Genomic DNA, 17679 nt, shown 5'->3' with positions numbered 1-17679 from the left:
TAAGTATTACCGTGGGGCAGCAAGGTAGCGGTAGCAAAGAAAGGAGACCATGACATGGCTGCACAAGACCCACAAAGCCGCAGATGGTCGTTGACCATCAACAATCCAAAAGACTGCGGCCTTGACCATGATACGATCATCGAAAGGCTGCATCTGTTTCATCCAAGGTATTTTTGCCTCGCAGACGAGATTGGCGAGAGCGGGACCTATCATACGCATATCTATCTGTTTTCCCATTCTCCGATTCGATTCAGTACCATAAAGAACCGCTTTCCACCTGCTCACATCGAAAAGAGCATGAAAGGCTCCGTGGCAAATAGAGATTACATCACCAAAAGCGGGAAATGGGCTGACACGAAAAAGGTGGAAACCTCTGTCGAGGGAACCTTCTTTGAGTTTGGTGATATTCCCACAGAAGCCGAGGAGGATTCCCCCTCCATGTATGCCCTCATGGGCTGTGTGGAACAGGGTATGACCAATGCCGAAATCATTCGGCAGAAGCCGTCCTATGCATTTCGGCTCAAGGGCATTGACGAGATGCGGGATACCCTGCAGGCAGAGCGATATATCAAGGAAAATCGAGCCGTTCAGGTGCTTTATTTCTATGGTGACAGCGGAACCGGAAAGACGCGAAGCATTTTTGCATCCCACAAGCCAGAGGACATCTGCCGTATTACCGATTACGGTGGCAAAAATGGCACGAAATTCGATGCCTACCACGGACAGCCCGTGTTGGTGTTTGAAGAATTTCACAGTCAGATCCCAATTGCCGCCATGCTCAATTATTTGGATATTTACCCTTTGCAGCTCCCAGCGCGATACCACGACCGCACGGCCTGCTATACCACTGTCTACATCACTTCCAATATCTCTTTGGACGAACAGTATACGGAAGTTCAGCGCTCTGAGCTGGAGACGTGGCGGGCATTCCTGCGGCGTATCGGCTGCGTGAAGGAGTTTCGCAAGGGTAAACCGCCGAGGGAGGTGCCTTTCCATGACAAGAGAAGATAAGAAAAAAATCGAGCGCCGCGCCTATTGGCATGACCTCCTTCGTCAGCTTCGCGGTACCCCTGATTTTCCGGTCAAGCTTTTCTTCCTTGCGCTTTTTCTTGTTGGCGCTGTGTACGTTGCCACAAGGCAGGCCATATTGCGCGAACAGGTGAAGCATATCGAGTTAATTTCCCCCATTCTCAAGGCCGCAATGGAACACGCTGTAACAGCCTATTTGTTTGTTGGAGGTCTGGCACTGCTGACGCTCCTGCTCTATCCCTTTGGCAGACGAGCAGCGAAAGACCAGCTTCAATGTATCGGCCTCATAAACCACGCGGGGATGCCGCCCGATTTGCTCCGCAAGCACCGCGACAAGGATAATCCCCGTGTCACAATATGGGAGTTCCGCAACCAGAGCATCTCTCTACAAGAATGGGAAAAGAAATGCCTTGCCATCGAAACGGCGCTGGGAATCACCATTGTCAAGCTGGCCTACGCCAAGGGCAAGAGTCGTGTGCTGGTGTATTCTGTCTCTGCTGATGACGATTTGCCGGAAGTTCTGAAATGGAAAGACAGCTATCTTTCCCCTAAGAGCTTTGTGCTGGTGTTGGGGGAAAGCTACACCGGCCCTGTGACAGTCAACCTCGCGCACATTCCGCATATCCTCTTAGGAGGTTCCACGGGCAGCGGCAAGAGCGTCCTGCTGAAACTGCTGCTCATGCAGGCGCTCCATAAGGGCGCAGAGGTCTACATTGCCGACTTCAAAGGCGGCGTGGACTTTCCCAAGGCCTGGCATGAGAAATGCCGGATGTGCTTCACGGAGGAAGATTTATGCGATACCCTCGACCGGCTTGTGGAAGAGCTGGAACGCCGCAAGAGCGCATTCAAGGCGCTTGGTTGCCCGAACATCGACGCCTACAACGAGATTGCGGAGCGTCCCCTTCAAAGGCTCATATTTGCCTGTGACGAGGTGGCGGAGATGTTGGACAAGACCGGAGCCGACAATGAGCGGAAGAAGCTGCTGGCGCAAATTGAAAACAGGCTGTCCACTATCGCACGGCAAGGGCGGGCATTTGGTATCCACCTTATTCTTGCCACGCAGAGGCCGGATGCAACGATCATCCCCGGCCAGATACGCAACAACATGGATTTCCGTGTTTGCGGCAGGGCGGACAGCGTGCTTTCGCAAATCATTCTCGACAACACCAGCGCCGCCGAACAGATACCCAAGGACGCACGGGGCCGTTTCATCACTGGGGATGGTACGGTATTTCAAGGCTATCTGTTCGACGAGGAGCAGTTGTGAGGTGATCCTCGTGGCGGTCAATAGTGTCCCTATATGGGAAAAAGCGAATCTTAACCTTGAGGAAGCTGCTGCCTACTTTGGAATCGGCATCAACAAACTGCGAGATATGACAAACGAGAATAACTGCCCGTTTGTACTGTGGAACGGAAACAAACGCCTTATTAAGCGTAGAGCATTTGAAAGGTTTTTGGATTCGTCCTATTCGATATAAAAATATGTGGAAAGCGCGTGTGGGGTATGGTATACTAATACAAACCCTACATGCGCTTTTCGCTGGAAAGGAGTAATTGAGATTGTCTGAAAAGCGCAAGGATAGCAAGGGCCGCGTTTTGAAGGACGGCGAAAGCCAGAGAGCAAACGGTACCTATGACTATCGTTATACCGATATACACAAGAAACGGCGTTGTATTTACGCCAAATCTCTGGCAGAGCTGCGAAAGAAAGAGGACGAGCTGCGGCGCGACATGGCGGACGGCATCGACTACGCAGCGGGTGAAATGACCGTGGCGGAGCTGGTTGACCGCTACATGAACCTGAAACGGGGCTTGAAGCAAAACTCCCTGCGGTCTTATGGTTCTGCGGTCAAGCGGATTCATGCCGACCCATTCGGGCAGAAGCCAATCAAGACTGTAAAGCTATCCGACGCAAAGGGCTGGCTTGTGTTCCTGCACGACAGCGGCATCAAGCAAAACACCATCGGTGTGTTGCAAAGCGTCGTCAGACCGGCGTTTGAAATGGCGGTGGACGATGACATCATCCGCAAGAATCCGTTCAAGTTCAAGCTGTCCGACGTGGTGCCGAAGGATGCTTATGTGCGCGACGCGCTGACCAAGGAGCAGCAGGAAAAATATCTGCAATTCGTGCAGGACTGCGGCGGGAATTACTATGATGACATTGTGATCCTGCTTGGAACCGGCTTGCGCGTGAGCGAGCTATACGGCCTGACACGGGCAGATATTGATTTCGACCGGCGCTGTATCCATGTGCGGCGGCAGTTGTGCCGAACGGCGGAGAAGCCCTATTTCGTCACACCGCCAAAAACCAAAAGCGGCATCCGAAATGTCCCCATGACGGACGCGGTTTACATGGCGCTGATGCGAGTGGTGAAAGCTAGAACACACCCTAAGGCGGAATTGTTGGTGGACGGTCACAGCGGATTCCTCTTTCTGGACAAGTCCGGGATGCCGAAGGTCGCTATGCACTTGGAGAACTATATGCGAGGTCTGCAAGCGCGATTTGAAAAGGCATACGGCAAGCCTGTCCCTCGGATCACGCCTCATGTGCTGCGGCATACCTTCTGCACCAACGTTCAGCAGGCTGGGCTTGATGTTAAAAGTCTGCAATATCTGATGGGACATTCCAACGCCAGCGTGACGCTGGATGTCTACACCCACAGCAGCTTTGATTCTGTCGAGAGAGCCTTTGAACAGATCGCCAGCAGCCTGTAATTTTCATTGTACGAAGTTGGCTGGCTTACGCCACAACTTACGCCAATTCCCTGCCAAGTGGCGTAGATTTGCGTAGAAATGTGTGAATTTTCTTAAAATCAAGGAGACTTCAAAAAGCGGCTCAAAGCATTGATAACTCTATGAAAATCTACGTTTTCCGTTATATTCGTTTTGCTTCAAAAAGTTGCGATTCTGAAGGACGGCATGTACTAAGAGACACCGCAAAGCAGCCACAATAAACAAGATCCCCGATGCCCGCACAAGCGGGCATCGGGGATTTTCACCGTCGATTTACCGGTAGTCGTTCGCCTGCGTGAACACCGGCGGCCAGTGGGGCAGCGGCTCGGCGCCGAGCTTTAGCTTGAAGTCGCAATAGCCGCCGTCCATGCAAGTGTGCTCCCGGAACAGCGGCGCGCCGAGAATGCCGAACATCACGCGGACGAATCTCAGCACAGGCCGAGACAATGGCGCAGCTCGCCGACGCTGTAGAGCGAGCCCCACGAGCAGACAGCGTCCTCGGGACCCGCGAGAGCGAGCGCGGCGTCCAGCGCCTCGCCGATGGAGGCGTGCGCCTCGGCGGGAACGCCCTGTGCGCGGACCCACGCGGCCAGCTCGTTTTCATCCTTGGCACGCTCGCTTTCGGGGCGGACGGTGACGATGGCCTTGGCCAGCGGAAGGACCTTGCCGACCATGCTCTGCCAGTCCTTATCGGCGAGCACGCCGATGAGGAAGATGAGCTTTTTTTCGCCGTAGAGCCCGCGCAGCGAGGCGGCAAGCGCCTGCGCGCATTGCGGATTGTGCCCGCCGTCGATGATGAGATCGGGGCGGCGGCGCACCAGCTCCAGCCGTCCGGGCCAGCGTGCGGCGGCAAGGCCGCGCGCAACGGCGTCGGCGGAGATATTCCGGCCCTGCGCGCGCAGCGCATCCACTGTGTCGAGCACGGTCATGGCGTTGCGGAGCTGATAGTCGCCGAGCAGCGGCAGGAGCAGCGGCGCGCTGCCGCGGTAGGTGAAGTGCTGCCCGTCGAGACCGGACGAGAGCAGCGTGAGCTGCGAGGCGTCCGTGACGGTGAGCGGGATCTCCTTTTCCGCACAGACGCGGGCAACGACCTCCCCCGCCTCGCGGCTCTGACCGTAGAGCACGGCGCGGCAGCCGGGCTTGAGGATGCCGGATTTCTCCGCGGCGATGGCGGCGAGGGTGCTGCCGAGGATGGCGGTGTGCTCCAGCCCGATGTTGGTGATGACCGCCGCCTCAGGCGCGGGAATGACGTTGGTGGAGTCCAGCCGCCCGCCGAGACCGACCTCGACCACGACGAGGTCACAGCCGGCCTCCGCGAACCAGAGAAAGCCGATGGCGGTCATCAGCTCAAACTCGGTCGGATGCTCCGGAAGCGTGTCCGCCGCAGCGAGCACACGCTCCGCGAGGCGGTCAAGCGCCGCATCGGGGATGGGCGCGCCGTTCACCTGAAAGCGCTCGTTGAAGCGGTAGAGGTGCGGCGAGGTGAACAGTCCCGTGCGGTATCCCGCCGCCGCGAGAACGGTGGCGAGCATCGCGGCGGTCGAGCCCTTGCCGTTCGAGCCGGTGATGTGGACGAATTTGAGGGCTTTTTCGGGGTTTCCCAGCGCGGCGAGCAGAGCGCGGGTGCGCTCCAGCCCCGGTTTGCGGTCAGTCCATGCGTAGGCGTGGACGCGCGCGGCGACGTCTTCTCCGGTCATGCAGCTCCCTCCCTCAGCGGTACATCTGCGCAAGCATCAGCTTCGCGCTGCCCTCGACGGTGAGCTGCGCGGGCGCGTCCTCGATCAGGGCGCTTTCGTGCGCGGCGAGCGTCAGCGTTTCCGTGCCCGCGTGGAGCGTGACGCTTCCCTCACCGCAGAAAAGCAGGGCCGTTTCGCCCGCGTGGAGAGCAAGCGTTTCCGTGCCGTGCGGGAAATGCGCGGTGACGCAGCCGCGGCACTGTCCGCGGCGCAGCATGAGGTTGAAGTCCGTGCAGCGGCCCCAGGAGTGGGTATCGTCCGCGCCGGAAAAATCGTGGATCTCGTAGGGGTGGAGCGTCAGTCGTTCCCCGCCGTTGTGCGCGAGGATCATATCGCCGCGCAGCGTGGAGATCACGCGGTCATAGGCGGGCAGGGGCGTGAAGTCGGACTCGTCGAGCTCGACGGTCGCGGAGCTCAGCCGCCAGAGAAAATCGCGGTCGGCATACACCGCGCCCTTCGGCGCGATGGCGAGCTGGGTGGTCGCGCCGCCGGACCACTGCGTGGTGACATAATCGGCGGGGGTCAGATGGGTGAGCGTCATAAAAGGACCTTCTTTCTGCCGAAAAGGCTTCGGTACGATGATACCGAAGCCTTTTGCGTTTGGCAAGATAAATTTTAGCCGTCGATCAGCTTGACGATCTCGGCGTAGCACTCGTCCGCCAGAGGCAGCGCGTGCGCGAGCAGCTTCTCGCCGCGGGCACGGTACTCGGCGGCAAACTCCTGATCCTTCAGCGAGCCGACGTTGATGAGCACGTTGAGCCACGCGCCCTGGATACCGGCCTTGAGGGAGAGGAACGCAACGCCCAGGTCGCTCGCGGAGGTGTCGTTGAAGCGGCCGAGCAGGGAGTGAGCGAGGGTAAGAGTCTCGTCGATCAGCTCCATCATCTCCATGGGCGTCTTGGTGCAGCCCTTGAGACCGTTCTGGATGGCGGCGGAGCGCACGGCTTTCTGCTCGTCGGTGTCCTTGGGCATACCGAAGGCGGCGGAGACGACGTTGAACGCATCGGTGTCGCGGTCCATCACGTCGAGCAGACGGGTCTTGAGCTCGTTGCCCTTGGCCTCGACCTCGGCGGCGTGCTCGGCGTACTCGGCGTACTTCTTGCGGCCCTGGGTCAGACCGCCGACCATGGCGGTCAGCGCAGCGCCGATGGCGCCGTAGAGCGCGGCGCAGGAGCCGCCGCCCGGCGCAGGCGCGTCGGAGGAAACGATGTCGGCAAAGCCGGTAACGGTCAGTTCAGCAAGTTTCATAAAATTCAATGTCCTTCCTTGTGGCATTTCGCGCCCGCAGGCGCGAAACAAAGTGGGATTGTCGCGGAGGGCGCTCGCGCGCGTCCGCAGCGACACCTTGCAGTGCACGGCGCGGTGAGCGCCGCGCGCTGAAGCCTTTCTCAAAAAAGCGGCATAACCGCTTTTTTGAAGCTTTTACTCCATGTCGATCAAATGATACTCCATGACCTGCTTCTTGCAGTCGAAGTCCTTGGCCTTGAGGTAGAACTCGGCGCAGTCGATGAGCGCCTTGGCGGGAGTCAGACCGACGATCTCACTCTCGATGACGCGGGTGCCGTAGCGCTCGGCCAGAGCCTTGATCATTTCATAGGTGACGTAGAGCGGGGTATCCTCATAGTTGACCATGTTCATGGAGACCTGCGCGATGCCGCGGTCCTCGAGCATGAAGCCCATGGCCTTGCAGCTGCGGAAGCCGCCGGAGGAGCCGCGAATGACCTTGGCGATCTTCTTGGCGACCTCAACGTCGCTGGTCTCGAGGTTGCAGTTGAACGCGACGAGCGGCATACGGGCGCCGATGGCGGTGATGCCGGCGGTGGGGTGGATCTTGCGCTCGCCGTAGTCGGGCGCCCACTCGGGCTGCAACAGCTTCTCGGGCATACCCTCGAACTCGCCCTTGCGGCAGGTGGCAAGGTTGCGGCGCTCGGGACGGGTGGCGCTGTCCTCATACAGGAAGGAGGGGACCTTCAGCTCGTCCCAGATGCGCTGGGCGACGCGCTTGGACATCTCGACGGCTTCCTCCACGGTCACGTCCATCTGGGGGACGAAGGGGATGACGTCGGTCGCGCCCATGCGCTTGTGCTCGCCGTGGTGCTTGTTCATGTCGATGCGCTCGGTGGCGACCTTCGTGAGCTGGAAGGCGACCTCCTCGATGGCCTCGGGGGAGCCGATGAGGGTGAAGACGCAGCGGTTGTGGTTGCCGTCGGTCTGAGCGTCGAACAGGGTGCAGCCGGGGACGCTCTGCGCGGTCTTGACGAGCTCGTTATAGGTGGCCTCGTCCTTTTCCTTGGAGCAGCTGAAATTGGGGATGCATTCGATCAGTCGTGCCATGATAAGTTTCCTCCGTTTTTGTCAGGTCAGACAATTTCCGACCTGTATTTTGATGCTTACGCTGTCATTATACCGTGTGCCCGGGCGGGCGTAAACAGGTTTTCTTTCTCTTTTGTTTCGGGGCGCTTAATTTTTTTAAGTAAAGCCGCGCCGGTCAGGATTCCGCGATGAAGCGCTGCACGCAGGGTGCGCCCTGCACGTCGTCACTCCAGACGAGGACGGGGTAGGACTTGGCGGGGATGCCGCGCAGAGGCTTGGCGTAGATGCCGGAGTTCGGGTGCGTCTCGACGATGGAATGCGGCAGAAAGCTGATGCCGAAGCCCGAGCGCACGAGCTGCATCGCCATGGGCGTATCGTAGCACTGGCAGGGCACGTTCGGCTCAAAGCCGCTGCGGCGGCACTCCTTCATCAGATAATCGTTGTAGCCCCAGAGATCGTCCGAGCGCAGCAGGCACATCGGCACGCCGCGCAGCCGCTCGATGGGCACGGCGTCCAGCTCCGGCGCGGGGTCGGTCGCGGCGGTCATGATGAGCTCCAGCGCGTCCTCGCCGAGGATGCGCTCGTGCAGGCTGCCGGACTCCTGCGTGGAGCGGCGGAGAAAGAGGACGTGCAGCTCGCCGCGGTCCAGGTCGTTCAAAAGGTCCTGCGGGGAGCCGAGACGGATGTAGAACTCGACCTTGGGATAGCGGGCGTGGTACGCCTCCAAATAATGCAGGGCATAGGGCATGGCGGAGTAGATGACGCCGACGTTGATGCGCCCGCCCTCGCCAGCACCGATGCTGCGGACGTTCTCCTCCACGCGCCGGAGATTGAGGAAAAGCGAACGGCTCTGGCGGTAGAGCGCCTGTCCGGCCTCGGTGAGCTTCATGCCGCGGCTCTCGCGGGCGAAAAGCTGTACACCGAGCTCGGCTTCAAGCTGGGCGATCTGGCGCGAGATGGGCGGCTGGGCGACGTGCAGGGCGCGGGCGGCGGCGGAAATGCTGCGCCCCTCCGCGACCGCGCAGAAGTATTCGAGCTGACGAATGGTCATGGAAATGCGCCTCCTGACAAGCTATACTAAAAAAGTATGATAACAATATAATAGAAGTTCTTTTCATTATAGCAGGTTCTTGCTATAATACAAGATGTAAAGCAAATTGCACAAGATTCTTTTGAGATAAAACCGAAAATTGAGAGAAATCGAAAAATTTTAGAAAGTGAGGAACACCCCATGATCAATCTCGCTGACGAAGCCATGACGATCAAGCTGGACTACGATCTTCCCGAGTACCCGAAGATGGAATCCTGCTATCGCCGCGCACCCCGCCGCGAATCCCACCTGACCGAGGCCGATAAGGCGCTCGCCATCAAGAACGCTCTGCGCTACATCCACCCCGACCATCACGAGCAGATGGCCAAGGAGTTCGCCGCCGAGCTCGAGGAGCACGGCCGCATCTACGGCTATCGCTTCCGTCCCGAGGGCAAGCTCTACGGCAAGCCCATCGACGAGTACAAGGGCAAGTGCATCGAGGGCCGCGCCATTCAGGTCATGATCGACAACAACCTCGACTTCGACGTTGCGCTCTATCCCTATGAGCTGGTCACCTACGGCGAGACCGGTCAGGTCTGCCAGAACTGGATGCAGTACCGCCTCATCAAGAAGTACCTTGAAGAGCTGACCGACGAGCAGACGCTGGTCGTCATGTCCGGCCATCCTCTGGGCCTGTTCCACTCCCACAAGATGGCGCCCCGCGTCATCATCTCCAACGGCCTGATGGTCGGCACCTTCGACGATCAGGAGAACTTCAACCGCGCCGCCGCGCTCGGCGTTGCCAACTACGGTCAGATGACCGCCGGCGGCTGGATGTACATCGGCCCTCAGGGCATCGTCCACGGCACGTTCAACACGCTGCTCAACGCCGGCCGTCTCAAGCTCGGCATCCCCAACGACAAGGACCTCGCCGGCCGTCTGTTCATCTCCGCGGGCTTAGGCGGCATGAGCGGCGCGCAGGGCAAGGCTGCCGAGATCGCCGGCGCTGCGTCCATCATCGCCGAGGTCGACGATTCCCGTATCGACACCCGCTACACCCAGGGCTGGGTCAGCCACCGCACCGACTCCCTCGAGGAGGCGACCAAGATCGCCCTCGAGCACCAGAAGGCGGGCAAGCCCTGCGCCGTTGCCTACTGCGGCAACATCGTCGATCTGCTCGAGTACCTCTATGAGCACAACGTTCACGTTGACCTCATGAGCGACCAGACCTCCTGCCACGTCCCCTACGACGGCGGCTACTGCCCGCAGGGCCTCACCTTCGCCCAGCGCACCGAGATGCTGGACAAGGACCCCGAGGGCTTCCGCAAGCTCGTTGACAAGACGCTGCAGCATCACTATGAGATGATTTGCAAGTTCCACGAGCGCGGCACCTACTTCTTCGACTACGGCAACAGCTTCCTCAAGGCCGTGTACGATACCGGCGTGAAGAGCATCTGCAAGAACGGCGAGAACGACCTCGACGGCTTCATTTTCCCGTCCTACGTCGAAGACATTCTCGGTCCCTGCCTGTTCGACTTCGGCTACGGCCCGTTCCGTTGGTGCTGCCTGAGCCGCAACCCCGAGGACCTGCACAAGACCGATATGGCGGCCGCCGAGTATATCAAGGCGCACAACCGCCGCTATCAGGACTACGACAACTACGTCTGGGTCCGCGACGCGGAGAAGAATAAGCTGGTCGTCGGCACCCAGTGCCGCATCCTCTATCAGGACGCCATGGGCCGCATGAACCTCGCGCTCAAGTTCAACGAAATGGTCCGCAACGGCGAGATCGGCCCCGTCATCCTCGGCCGTGACCATCACGATACCGGCGGAACCGACGCGCCCTTCCGTGAGACCAGCAACATCAAGGACGGCTCCAACATCATGGCCGAGATGGCGACTCAGTGCTACGCCGGCAACGCGGCTCGCGGCATGAGCTACATCGCGCTGCACAACGGCGGCGGCACCGGCATCGGCCGTGCCATCAACGGCGGCTTCGGCATGGTGCTCGACGGCTCCGAGCGCGTCGATACCATCCTGCGTATGTCCATGCCTTGGGATACCATGGTCGGCGTGGCCCGCCGCAGCTGGGCGCGCAATGAGAACGCCATGACCACCGTGGCCGAGTACAACAAGATGTACGAGGGCCAGGATCACATCACCATGCCGTACCTCGCGGACGACGCCATCGTTGCCGACGCGGTCAAGGGCATGAAGCACTAAAATATTTCAAAAAAGGGGCATAGCAATATGCCCCTTTTTGTGCTATCATCAAGGAAACGGTCCCTTTACAGTAAGAAAGGAACAGCCATATTATGAAAAAACTTCTGGTGAAAAACATCGGCCTGCTCGCAACGCCCGAGGGCAAAAGCGCCCATCGCGGCAGCGAGCAGGGGAAGATCAAATTCCTCAAGGACGCATGGGTGCTCATTGAGGACGGCGTGATCGCCTCCGTCGGCACCGGCGAGGCTCCCGCAGCCGCGGGGGCGGAGATCGTCGACGCCGAGGGAAAGCTCGTCACGCCGGGCCTCGTGGACGCCCATACGCACCTCATTTTCGGCGGCTGGCGGCAGAACGAGCTGGGCATGAAGCTGTACGGCAAGACCTACCTCGAAATTCAGAACGCCGGCGGCGGCATCCAGTCCACCACCAACGCCACGCGCGGAGCCACCGAGGAGGAGTTGACCGCCAAGGCGGCGAAGGCGCTCGACGAGATGATGGCCTTCGGCACGACCACCTGCGAGGCCAAGAGCGGCTACGGTCTTGCCACCGAGCATGAGCTCAAGGCGCTGCGTGTGATCCGCGACCTCGACGAGCAGCACCCGATGGACATGGTCGCGACCTTCATGGGCGCGCACCTTGTGCCCGCTGAGTACAAAGCCAACCGCGCCGAGTACATCCGCCTTGTGTGCGAGGAGATGATGCCGCTCGTTAAGGAGCAGGGCATCGCGAAGTTCTGCGACGTGTTCTGCGAGGCCGACACCTTTACGGTGGAGGAGTCCCGTCAGGTGCTCGAGGCGGGCCTCAAGTACGGTCTGCGTCCCAAGATCCACGCCGACGAGATCGAGGCCATCGGCGGCAGCCAGCTCGCCGGCGAGCTGGGAGCGATCTCCGCGGAGCATCTGATCGTCTGCCCGCCCGCGGGCATCGAGGCGATGGCAAAGGGCGGCGTGATCGCCTGCCTGCTGCCCGCGACGAGCTTCAACCTCGGCGCGGTGTTCGCGCCCGCGCGCGACATGGTGAACGCGGGCGTGCCCGTCGCGATGGCGACGGACTTCAACCCCGGCTCCTGCCCGTGCCTGAATATGCAGTTCGTCATCAACCTCGGCTGCCTGAAGTATCGGCTCACGCCCGAGGAGGTGCTGACCGCCGTAACGCTCAACGGCGCCGCGGCCATCGACATGGCTGACAAGGTCGGTACGGTCGAGGCGGGCAAGCTCGGCGACCTCGTCATCTGGGACGCGCCGGATCTGGACTACATCTGCTACCGCTTCGGCAGCAACCTTGCCAAGAAGGTCATCAAGCGTGGCCGCGTGATGTAAGAGCAAAGAGGGAGAAAGAGAGAAAGCTATGGATCGAACCGATTATCAGATCCTCAATATCCTACAGGCGGACAGCCGCTGCACCCTGCGCCACATCGGCGACCAGGTGGGGCTGACGCCGCCCGCCGTCTCCGAGCGCATCCGCCGCATGGAGGAATGCGGCGTGATCCGCAGCTACCGCATCGACATCGACCGCACGCGGCTGGACTGCAACATCACGGGCTTTATCTCCGTGTCGCTCGAGCCGGAGAAGTACGCTGCGTTCTGTGTCTTCTGCGAGCAGAGCCCCGCGGTCATCAGCCACCACCATGTGATCGGCGTGTTCAATGCACTGCTCCAGTTCGCCGTGCGCGACACGAAGGAGCTGGACGCGCTGCTCGCCGAGATCAAGACCTACGGCGACTCCCGCACGTCGGTAGAGCTCAAGACGCTCTTTGACATCAAGGAGATCCCCCTGCCGTAAGAAAAGAGAACAAAAGCGTCCCGCCGACGGCGGGACGCTTTTGACGTATCAAGAAGGCTCAGACGGCGGCGCGGCGCTGCCGCTTCAGCCACAGCGCGACGCCGAGGTGGACGGTGCAGACCGCCGCGCCGAGCAGGAACACATACTGGGGTCCGACATACTTCCACACCGCGCCGAGCAGGCCCGAGACGGTGACGGCGAGGACATGGTCCACGCTCAGGCCGAAGGAAAGGTTTTCCATCACGTCCGCGGGCGACTCGCTCAGCTCGCGCATGAGCATGACGTGGACGGAATTGAAATGGTCGGTGAGGAAAATGAGAATGTAGGAGGCGAACGCGGCGGCCATGCCGCCCCAGCCGCGCAGCGAGCCGTTCACGATGCCGGAAGCGGCCCACGCGGCAAAGAGGAACACCCCGGCAACGCCGGTGGACTCCAGCACGAGCCCCTTCTGCACACCGTATCGATCTAAAAACTTTCCGATGAGCGGGGCGACCCAGCCGCCGCAGAAATAGGCGGCGATGCCGAGCAGCGCCACCGTGTCCGCGCCCATCGAGAGAAGCTCGATGATGACCCATGGAGCAAAGACAAGGCGCATCCGCTTCTGGAAGCCGTAGACGGCGGTGACGATGTAATAGGGCAGGTACCTTCGGCGGACGGGAAGTCTCCTGCGCTCGCCGCTGCGCTTGCGCACATCCAGCGCGGGCAGCGTTTTCCGCAGGCGGCAGAGAAGGGCGAGCGCAACTATGAGAAATACCAGCGCAGCGCAGAACGAGGGGATGACGCCGGTGCGGAAATAGAAAAAGCCGACGCGGAAGCCCACGAACACAAGCGCCGAGGCCAGCATGGAGCCGAGCGTCATCATGCCGCGGTAGCGTCCGAGAAATGTACCCGTCTTGCCCTCGTCGGCGAGGTCCATGGCGATGGCGTCGCGGATGGGCATGACCATGTGGTCGCCGAGCGAATAGGTGAAGACGAAGAGCTGCATGACAAAGTAGCCCGGGGAGAAAAGGCCGAGCACGAGCAGGCCGACGCAGTACAGCGCGAAGCCGAGAACGGAGAGCGAGACGTTGCCGAGCGAAGGGAGCGCGGCGATGACGAACACGCCCACAACACCGGGCAGCTCGCGCGGGATCTCCAGCAGGCCGCGCTGAACGGAATCGACCTGAAAAACATCCTTGAAGTAGTTGGAGATGATGGAGCCGCTCAGACCGTTGGCGAGCGCGAAAAGGAAAAAGGCGGTGAGAAAAAGCCGCCGGGCTCTCTCTTTATCCATGCGTGATACCTCTTGAAAGCAGTGCGTTTTGGCGGGCCGCCGGCCCGCGCGATGATTATATGCCGGAGAAGCAGGACTGTCAAGAACGCGCAAAGAGCAAAACAGAGATTGCTTTTTGCGCCCGATTCCCATATAATGACAGCACATTGCGGACATTAAGCGCCCGCGCTGCGTGGATACGGCGCGGACCGGCGGCGGGCGGACGAACACCGGAAAGGACGGAACAAGATATGATGCGTCTTTGGAGGTGCCTGACGGCACTTGTGCTGGCGCTGCTGCTGACGCTGAGCGTCGGCGCAGCGGGAACGGCGGGCTTTTCCGACGTGCCGGAAAGCCATTGGGCGGCGCAGAGCATCCGGCGCTGCGCGCAGACCGGGCTGCTGCAGGGAGTCGGCGGAGGCAGGTTCGGCCTCGGACGGACGATGACCCGCGCGGCTTACGCCACGGCGCTCTGCCGTCTGATGAGCTGGGAGCTCGTCACGCCGGAGAAGGGCAGCTTTACGGACAATCAGGATACGGCGAAGTGGTATTACAGCGCCATCGAGACGGCCTACGCCCACGGCGCATTGACAGGCGAGAGCCGCCAATGCCGTCCGAATGATGCGATCACTCGCGAGGAGATGGCGAAGATGACCGTGCGCGCGCTGGGGCTCGCCGTGCTGTCGGGTGCGGCGGCGGACGACTGCCCGTTTTCGGATGTCTCCGTGGCGCAGGGCTATGTCGCGCTTGCCTACCGCATGGGCATCATCAAGGGCGTGAGCGCATACAACTTCGAGCCGAAAAAGGAAGCGACGCGCGAGCAGGCGGCTGCCGTGCTGCTGCGCACCTATGACCGGCTGCACGCCGCGATCAAGGTCACGGAAGCGGCGGACGGAAGCGCGCCGTCCGGCTGCGTGACCGCCGGGAGCATCACGGAGGAGTCCGGCAGCGTGCCGGTCAGTCCGCGCGCGCCGATGGAGGCGGTCTACACGGCGGCGGTCAGGGCGGGTGAGGGCGGCAGCGTGGCGCTGCGCGCCGTGCCGCTGCTGCAGGTGACCCGTGCGGGAGCGGTAACGGACACACGCGAGCTGACCGAGGGCGAGCTGATCGAGCTGCTGTCCGAGGGCACGCTGCGCACGCACCGCTCGGCGCAGCACGAAAGCTCGTGCGGCTACCGCACGGAGAAGGACGGCTCGGTCACGGTCGTATGGTACGAGAGCGAGACGGACATCGCCGAAAAGACGGAGCTGTGCCGCCTGCTGGGCATCGGCAATGTCTATGTACTGAAATAAAAAAAGGGGGACGGCAAGAAGCCGTCTCCCTTTGCGGTTTTGGCGTTACAGGTACTTCTGCATTCCGTCGGTCGCAAGGCCGGGGTCGCCGGAGACCGAAACGGTGAACTTGACGCCGTGGTTGTTGCTGAAGCGGTTGAGCCAATCCAGGAAGTCGTCCGCCGCCTGATTGCAGTCGCCGCCGACGATCTTGAAGAGGTTGTCGATGAAGATGTGGGAAATATCGTAATTGCCGGCATACAGACCGCTGACGAAGCCGCGCAGGCCCTCGTAAGTGGTGATCTGATATTCGTCGGCAGAAATGAGACGAACGTGATAATGGATGTCGAAGGTCATCGTGGACTTGGCCTCAATGCACACCACATTGCCGTTTTCCTCGGCAGCAGAGGCGTTGATAAGCTCGATGAGCTTTTTGGTCTTGCCGGTGCCCTTTTCACCCATGATAAGTCTGACCATAAGAAATCACTCCTTTGCATAACATCCGTACCGCGGCGGTACGGTATCCTTGCGTCAAGCATAGCACAAAATGATCGGCTTTGCAATGCGGAAAGTAAAATTTGCAATTTATTCATTTTGCACCGTCGCGCGCGGCGGAGAGGTCGTTTTTGCTTATTTCCGAAGCTCGCGGCGCAGCAGGTCGAAAGCCGTGTTGGCGCTCTGACCGCGGATGCGCTCGCGCGAGCGTTTGCCGAAAGGACAGAGGCGGCAAAGCGTCCCGTCCGGGCCGGCAAGGCCGATGTAGACGGTGCCGACCGCGTTGCCGCGCTCGTCGCTGTCGGGCCCTGCGACACCGGTGACGGAGATGCCGTAGTCCGCGCCGGTGACGGCGCGGACGCCCTCGGCCATCGCGCGAGCGACCGGCTCGCTGACCGCGCCGTGCTCGTCGAGCAGAGCCTGCGGCACGCCGAGCACATTGGCCTTGACGAAGTTCGTATAGCTCACGACGCCGCCCATGAAGACCTGCGACGCGCCGGGGAGATCGGTCATGCGCTTGGCGATAAGGCCGCCGGTGCAGCTCTCCGCGGCGGCGAGCGTCCGTCCCTTCTCACGCAGCAGGACGGAGACGACCTCCTCCAGGCTGCCGACGTCAATGCCGTAGACCCACTCGCCGATGACGGGCATGACCTCTTCGATCGCGCCGCGCAGCATCTCCTCGGCCTCCGCCTCGCTCTTCGCCTTGGCGGTCACGCGCAGCATACACTCGTCGGGCTTGGCGTAGGGCGCAACGCTGGGGTTGACCATCGAGGCGATCCTGTCGTGCAGCATTGCCTCGATCTGGCTCTCGCCCTGCCCGTAGATGCGCAGGGAATGGGAGACGATGATCTCGTCGGAAAGCGCGCGCAGATAGGGGATCGCGCCGGTCCGGAACATTTTGCGGCACTCGTGCGGCGGACCGGGGAGCATGAGGACGTGTACGCCGCCCTCACAGAAGCCGCAGCCCGGGGCGGTGCCGTTGTGGTTGCGGAAAATGGTGCAGTTTTCCGGCAGGTAGGCCTGCTGGAGATTGTTCTCCGTCAGCTCGCGCCCGATGGAGGCGAAGTGCGTGCGCAGGGCGTCGGCGATCTCGGGGTGAAAGACGTTTTTGCGCCCGAACACGGTGCAGATGGTCTGCTTGGTGAGGTCGTCGTAGGTCGGACCGAGACCGCCCGTGGTAATGACGATGTCCACGCGGCGGCGCGCAAGCTCCAATGCCTCGGCAAGGCGCGTGGGATTGTCGCCGACGACGGTGTGATAGAGCACGTTGACGCCGAGCGCGGCGAGCTCCTCCGAGAGCATCTGCGCGTCCGTGTTGGCGATGTTGCCGAGAAGGATCTCGGTGCCGACGGCAATGAGTTCAGCGGTATGGGACATGGGAAGCCTCCTAAATCGCCAACACGGACAACGGCGGCGAGTGCCGCCGCAAATGCGAAGCGTCAGCGAAGTATTTCCGGAGGGCGAATTCATTTCGCCCGAGGATTTTTATTCAGATCGGGGTCCCCGCGCGATCCGCGATCGCGTGGGGCGTTGGCGATGTTGCCGAGGAGAATCTCGGTGCCGACGGCAATGAGTTCAGCGGTGTGGGACATGGGAAGCCTCCTAAATCGCCAACACGGACAACGGCGGCGAGTGCCGCCGCAAATGCGAAGCGTCAGCGAAGTATTTCCGGAGGGCGAATTCATTTCGCCCGAGGATTTTTATTCAGATCGGGGTCCCCGCGCGATCCGCGATCGCGTGGGGCGTTGGCGATGTTGCCGAGAAGGATTTCGGTGCCGACGGCAATGAGTTCAGCGGTATGGGACATGGGAAGCC

The 17679-nt window shown here is 60.8% G+C and carries 19 protein-coding genes; 8 read left to right on the top strand and 11 right to left on the bottom strand.

The features are described 5' to 3' along the window. Window positions 1-54 precede the first annotated feature (54 nt). From KQI17_RS10295 to KQI17_RS10280, 4 genes are all read left to right on the top strand, one after another. Entirely contained in the window at window positions 55-1011 is a 957-nt protein-coding gene (locus tag KQI17_RS10295) for a viral replication protein (protein ID WP_216496116.1), read from the top strand. Beyond that, the gene (locus KQI17_RS10290) at window positions 995-2296 is read left to right on the top strand and encodes an FtsK/SpoIIIE domain-containing protein (protein ID WP_216496114.1); all 1302 of its coding nucleotides are present in this window, start codon (window positions 995-997) and stop codon (window positions 2294-2296) included. The genes KQI17_RS10295 and KQI17_RS10290 overlap by 17 nt, the downstream gene beginning before the upstream one ends. Further along, a complete protein-coding gene (locus KQI17_RS10285) occupies window positions 2250-2507 on the top strand; it encodes an excisionase (protein ID WP_371821986.1) in 258 nt (85 codons plus the stop codon). The genes KQI17_RS10290 and KQI17_RS10285 overlap by 47 nt, the downstream gene beginning before the upstream one ends. Window positions 2508-2589: 82 nt before the next feature. After that, a complete protein-coding gene (locus KQI17_RS10280) occupies window positions 2590-3744 on the top strand; it encodes a tyrosine-type recombinase/integrase (RefSeq protein WP_216496112.1) in 1155 nt (384 codons plus the stop codon). A gap of 291 nt (window positions 3745-4035) precedes the next feature. On the opposite strand, the gene KQI17_RS10275 is transcribed toward KQI17_RS10280, so the two are convergent. From KQI17_RS10275 to KQI17_RS10250, 6 genes are all read right to left on the bottom strand, one after another. Further along, window positions 4036-4197, bottom strand: coding sequence for a hypothetical protein (locus tag KQI17_RS10275; protein WP_216496110.1), 162 nt, complete (start codon window positions 4195-4197; stop codon window positions 4036-4038). Further along, window positions 4191-5459 (bottom strand): folylpolyglutamate synthase/dihydrofolate synthase family protein, encoded by a 1269-nt coding sequence (locus KQI17_RS10270; protein ID WP_216496109.1) that lies wholly within the window; start codon window positions 5457-5459, stop codon window positions 4191-4193. The genes KQI17_RS10275 and KQI17_RS10270 overlap by 7 nt, the downstream gene beginning before the upstream one ends. 13 nt (window positions 5460-5472) lie before the next feature. Next, window positions 5473-6039: a HutD family protein gene (locus KQI17_RS10265; RefSeq protein WP_216496107.1), complete on the bottom strand. Its 567-nt coding sequence runs from the start codon at window positions 6037-6039 to the stop codon at window positions 5473-5475. Between the two features lie 74 nt (window positions 6040-6113). After that, window positions 6114-6746, bottom strand: coding sequence for a cyclodeaminase/cyclohydrolase family protein (locus KQI17_RS10260; protein ID WP_216496106.1), 633 nt, complete (start codon window positions 6744-6746; stop codon window positions 6114-6116). Between the two features lie 174 nt (window positions 6747-6920). Further along, complete coding sequence (gene ftcD / locus KQI17_RS10255; protein ID WP_022017965.1) at window positions 6921-7832, bottom strand: glutamate formimidoyltransferase; 912 nt, start codon at window positions 7830-7832, stop codon at window positions 6921-6923. 154 nt (window positions 7833-7986) lie between these two features. Beyond that, a complete protein-coding gene (locus tag KQI17_RS10250) occupies window positions 7987-8862 on the bottom strand; it encodes a LysR family transcriptional regulator (RefSeq protein WP_216496105.1) in 876 nt (291 codons plus the stop codon). 180 nt (window positions 8863-9042) lie between these two features. Between KQI17_RS10250 and KQI17_RS10245 the strand changes: the two genes are divergently transcribed. The 3 genes from KQI17_RS10245 (at window position 9043) to KQI17_RS10235 (ending at window position 12846) form a co-directional block, all read left to right on the top strand. Beyond that, complete coding sequence (locus tag KQI17_RS10245) at window positions 9043-11064, top strand: urocanate hydratase (RefSeq protein WP_216496103.1); 2022 nt, start codon at window positions 9043-9045, stop codon at window positions 11062-11064. A 92-nt stretch (window positions 11065-11156) separates the two neighbouring features. Further along, window positions 11157-12383, top strand: coding sequence for an imidazolonepropionase (gene hutI / locus KQI17_RS10240; RefSeq protein ID WP_216496102.1), 1227 nt, complete (start codon window positions 11157-11159; stop codon window positions 12381-12383). Between the two features lie 28 nt (window positions 12384-12411). Then, window positions 12412-12846 carry an Lrp/AsnC family transcriptional regulator gene (locus tag KQI17_RS10235; RefSeq protein ID WP_022017969.1) on the top strand — a complete coding sequence of 145 codons (435 nt, stop codon included), beginning with the start codon at window positions 12412-12414 and terminating at the stop codon, window positions 12844-12846. Window positions 12847-12904: 58 nt separating this feature from the next. Here the strand turns inward: KQI17_RS10235 and KQI17_RS10230 are convergent, their stop codons facing one another. After that, the gene (locus KQI17_RS10230; RefSeq protein WP_216496100.1) at window positions 12905-14119 is read right to left on the bottom strand and encodes a hypothetical protein; all 1215 of its coding nucleotides are present in this window, start codon (window positions 14117-14119) and stop codon (window positions 12905-12907) included. Window positions 14120-14349: 230 nt separating this feature from the next. Between KQI17_RS10230 and KQI17_RS10225 the strand changes: the two genes are divergently transcribed. Further along, window positions 14350-15390, top strand: coding sequence for an S-layer homology domain-containing protein (locus KQI17_RS10225; protein ID WP_216496099.1), 1041 nt, complete (start codon window positions 14350-14352; stop codon window positions 15388-15390). Window positions 15391-15435: 45 nt separating this feature from the next. Here KQI17_RS10225 and KQI17_RS10220 read toward each other — a convergent pair whose 3' ends face one another. From KQI17_RS10220 to KQI17_RS13800, 4 genes are all read right to left on the bottom strand, one after another. Then, complete coding sequence (locus KQI17_RS10220; RefSeq protein WP_022018399.1) at window positions 15436-15846, bottom strand: ATP-binding protein; 411 nt, start codon at window positions 15844-15846, stop codon at window positions 15436-15438. 153 nt (window positions 15847-15999) lie between these two features. Then, a complete protein-coding gene (locus KQI17_RS10215; protein WP_216496098.1) occupies window positions 16000-17241 on the bottom strand; it encodes a competence/damage-inducible protein A in 1242 nt (413 codons plus the stop codon). Between the two features lie 89 nt (window positions 17242-17330). Next, window positions 17331-17456: a hypothetical protein gene (locus KQI17_RS13805; protein WP_256445995.1), complete on the bottom strand. Its 126-nt coding sequence runs from the start codon at window positions 17454-17456 to the stop codon at window positions 17331-17333. An 89-nt stretch (window positions 17457-17545) separates the two neighbouring features. Beyond that, window positions 17546-17671 carry a hypothetical protein gene (locus tag KQI17_RS13800; protein WP_256445995.1) on the bottom strand — a complete coding sequence of 42 codons (126 nt, stop codon included), beginning with the start codon at window positions 17669-17671 and terminating at the stop codon, window positions 17546-17548. Between the last annotated feature and the right edge of the window lie 8 nt (window positions 17672-17679).

The organism is Oscillibacter sp. MSJ-31 (genome assembly GCF_018918025.1).
GTDB lineage: Bacteria > Bacillota > Clostridia > Oscillospirales > Oscillospiraceae > Hominicoprocola.
This window is presented reverse-complemented; position numbering and strand designations above follow the sequence as displayed.

Excerpts from the sequence above, each read along its gene's own strand:
- KQI17_RS10295 (WP_216496116.1), top strand. The coding sequence starts at position 55 with ATGGCTGCACAAGACCCACAAAGCCGCAGATGGTCGTTGACCATCAAC.
- KQI17_RS10290 (WP_216496114.1), top strand. The coding sequence starts at position 995 with ATGACAAGAGAAGATAAGAAAAAAATCGAGCGCCGCGCCTATTGGCAT.
- KQI17_RS10285 (WP_371821986.1), top strand. The coding sequence starts at position 2,250 with ATGGTACGGTATTTCAAGGCTATCTGTTCGACGAGGAGCAGTTGTGAG.
- KQI17_RS10270 (WP_216496109.1), bottom strand. The coding sequence starts at position 5,459 with ATGACCGGAGAAGACGTCGCCGCGCGCGTCCACGCCTACGCATGGACT.
- KQI17_RS10265 (WP_216496107.1), bottom strand. The coding sequence starts at position 6,039 with ATGACGCTCACCCATCTGACCCCCGCCGATTATGTCACCACGCAGTGG.
- KQI17_RS10260 (WP_216496106.1), bottom strand. The coding sequence starts at position 6,746 with ATGAAACTTGCTGAACTGACCGTTACCGGCTTTGCCGACATCGTTTCC.
- ftcD (WP_022017965.1), bottom strand. The coding sequence starts at position 7,832 with ATGGCACGACTGATCGAATGCATCCCCAATTTCAGCTGCTCCAAGGAA.
- KQI17_RS10250 (WP_216496105.1), bottom strand. The coding sequence starts at position 8,862 with ATGACCATTCGTCAGCTCGAATACTTCTGCGCGGTCGCGGAGGGGCGC.
- KQI17_RS10245 (WP_216496103.1), top strand. The coding sequence starts at position 9,043 with ATGATCAATCTCGCTGACGAAGCCATGACGATCAAGCTGGACTACGAT.
- hutI (WP_216496102.1), top strand. The coding sequence starts at position 11,157 with ATGAAAAAACTTCTGGTGAAAAACATCGGCCTGCTCGCAACGCCCGAG.
- KQI17_RS10235 (WP_022017969.1), top strand. The coding sequence starts at position 12,412 with ATGGATCGAACCGATTATCAGATCCTCAATATCCTACAGGCGGACAGC.
- KQI17_RS10230 (WP_216496100.1), bottom strand. The coding sequence starts at position 14,119 with ATGGATAAAGAGAGAGCCCGGCGGCTTTTTCTCACCGCCTTTTTCCTT.
- KQI17_RS10225 (WP_216496099.1), top strand. The coding sequence starts at position 14,350 with ATGATGCGTCTTTGGAGGTGCCTGACGGCACTTGTGCTGGCGCTGCTG.
- KQI17_RS10220 (WP_022018399.1), bottom strand. The coding sequence starts at position 15,846 with ATGGTCAGACTTATCATGGGTGAAAAGGGCACCGGCAAGACCAAAAAG.
- KQI17_RS10215 (WP_216496098.1), bottom strand. The coding sequence starts at position 17,241 with ATGTCCCATACCGCTGAACTCATTGCCGTCGGCACCGAGATCCTTCTC.
- KQI17_RS13805 (WP_256445995.1), bottom strand. The coding sequence starts at position 17,456 with ATGTCCCACACCGCTGAACTCATTGCCGTCGGCACCGAGATTCTCCTC.
- KQI17_RS13800 (WP_256445995.1), bottom strand. The coding sequence starts at position 17,671 with ATGTCCCATACCGCTGAACTCATTGCCGTCGGCACCGAAATCCTTCTC.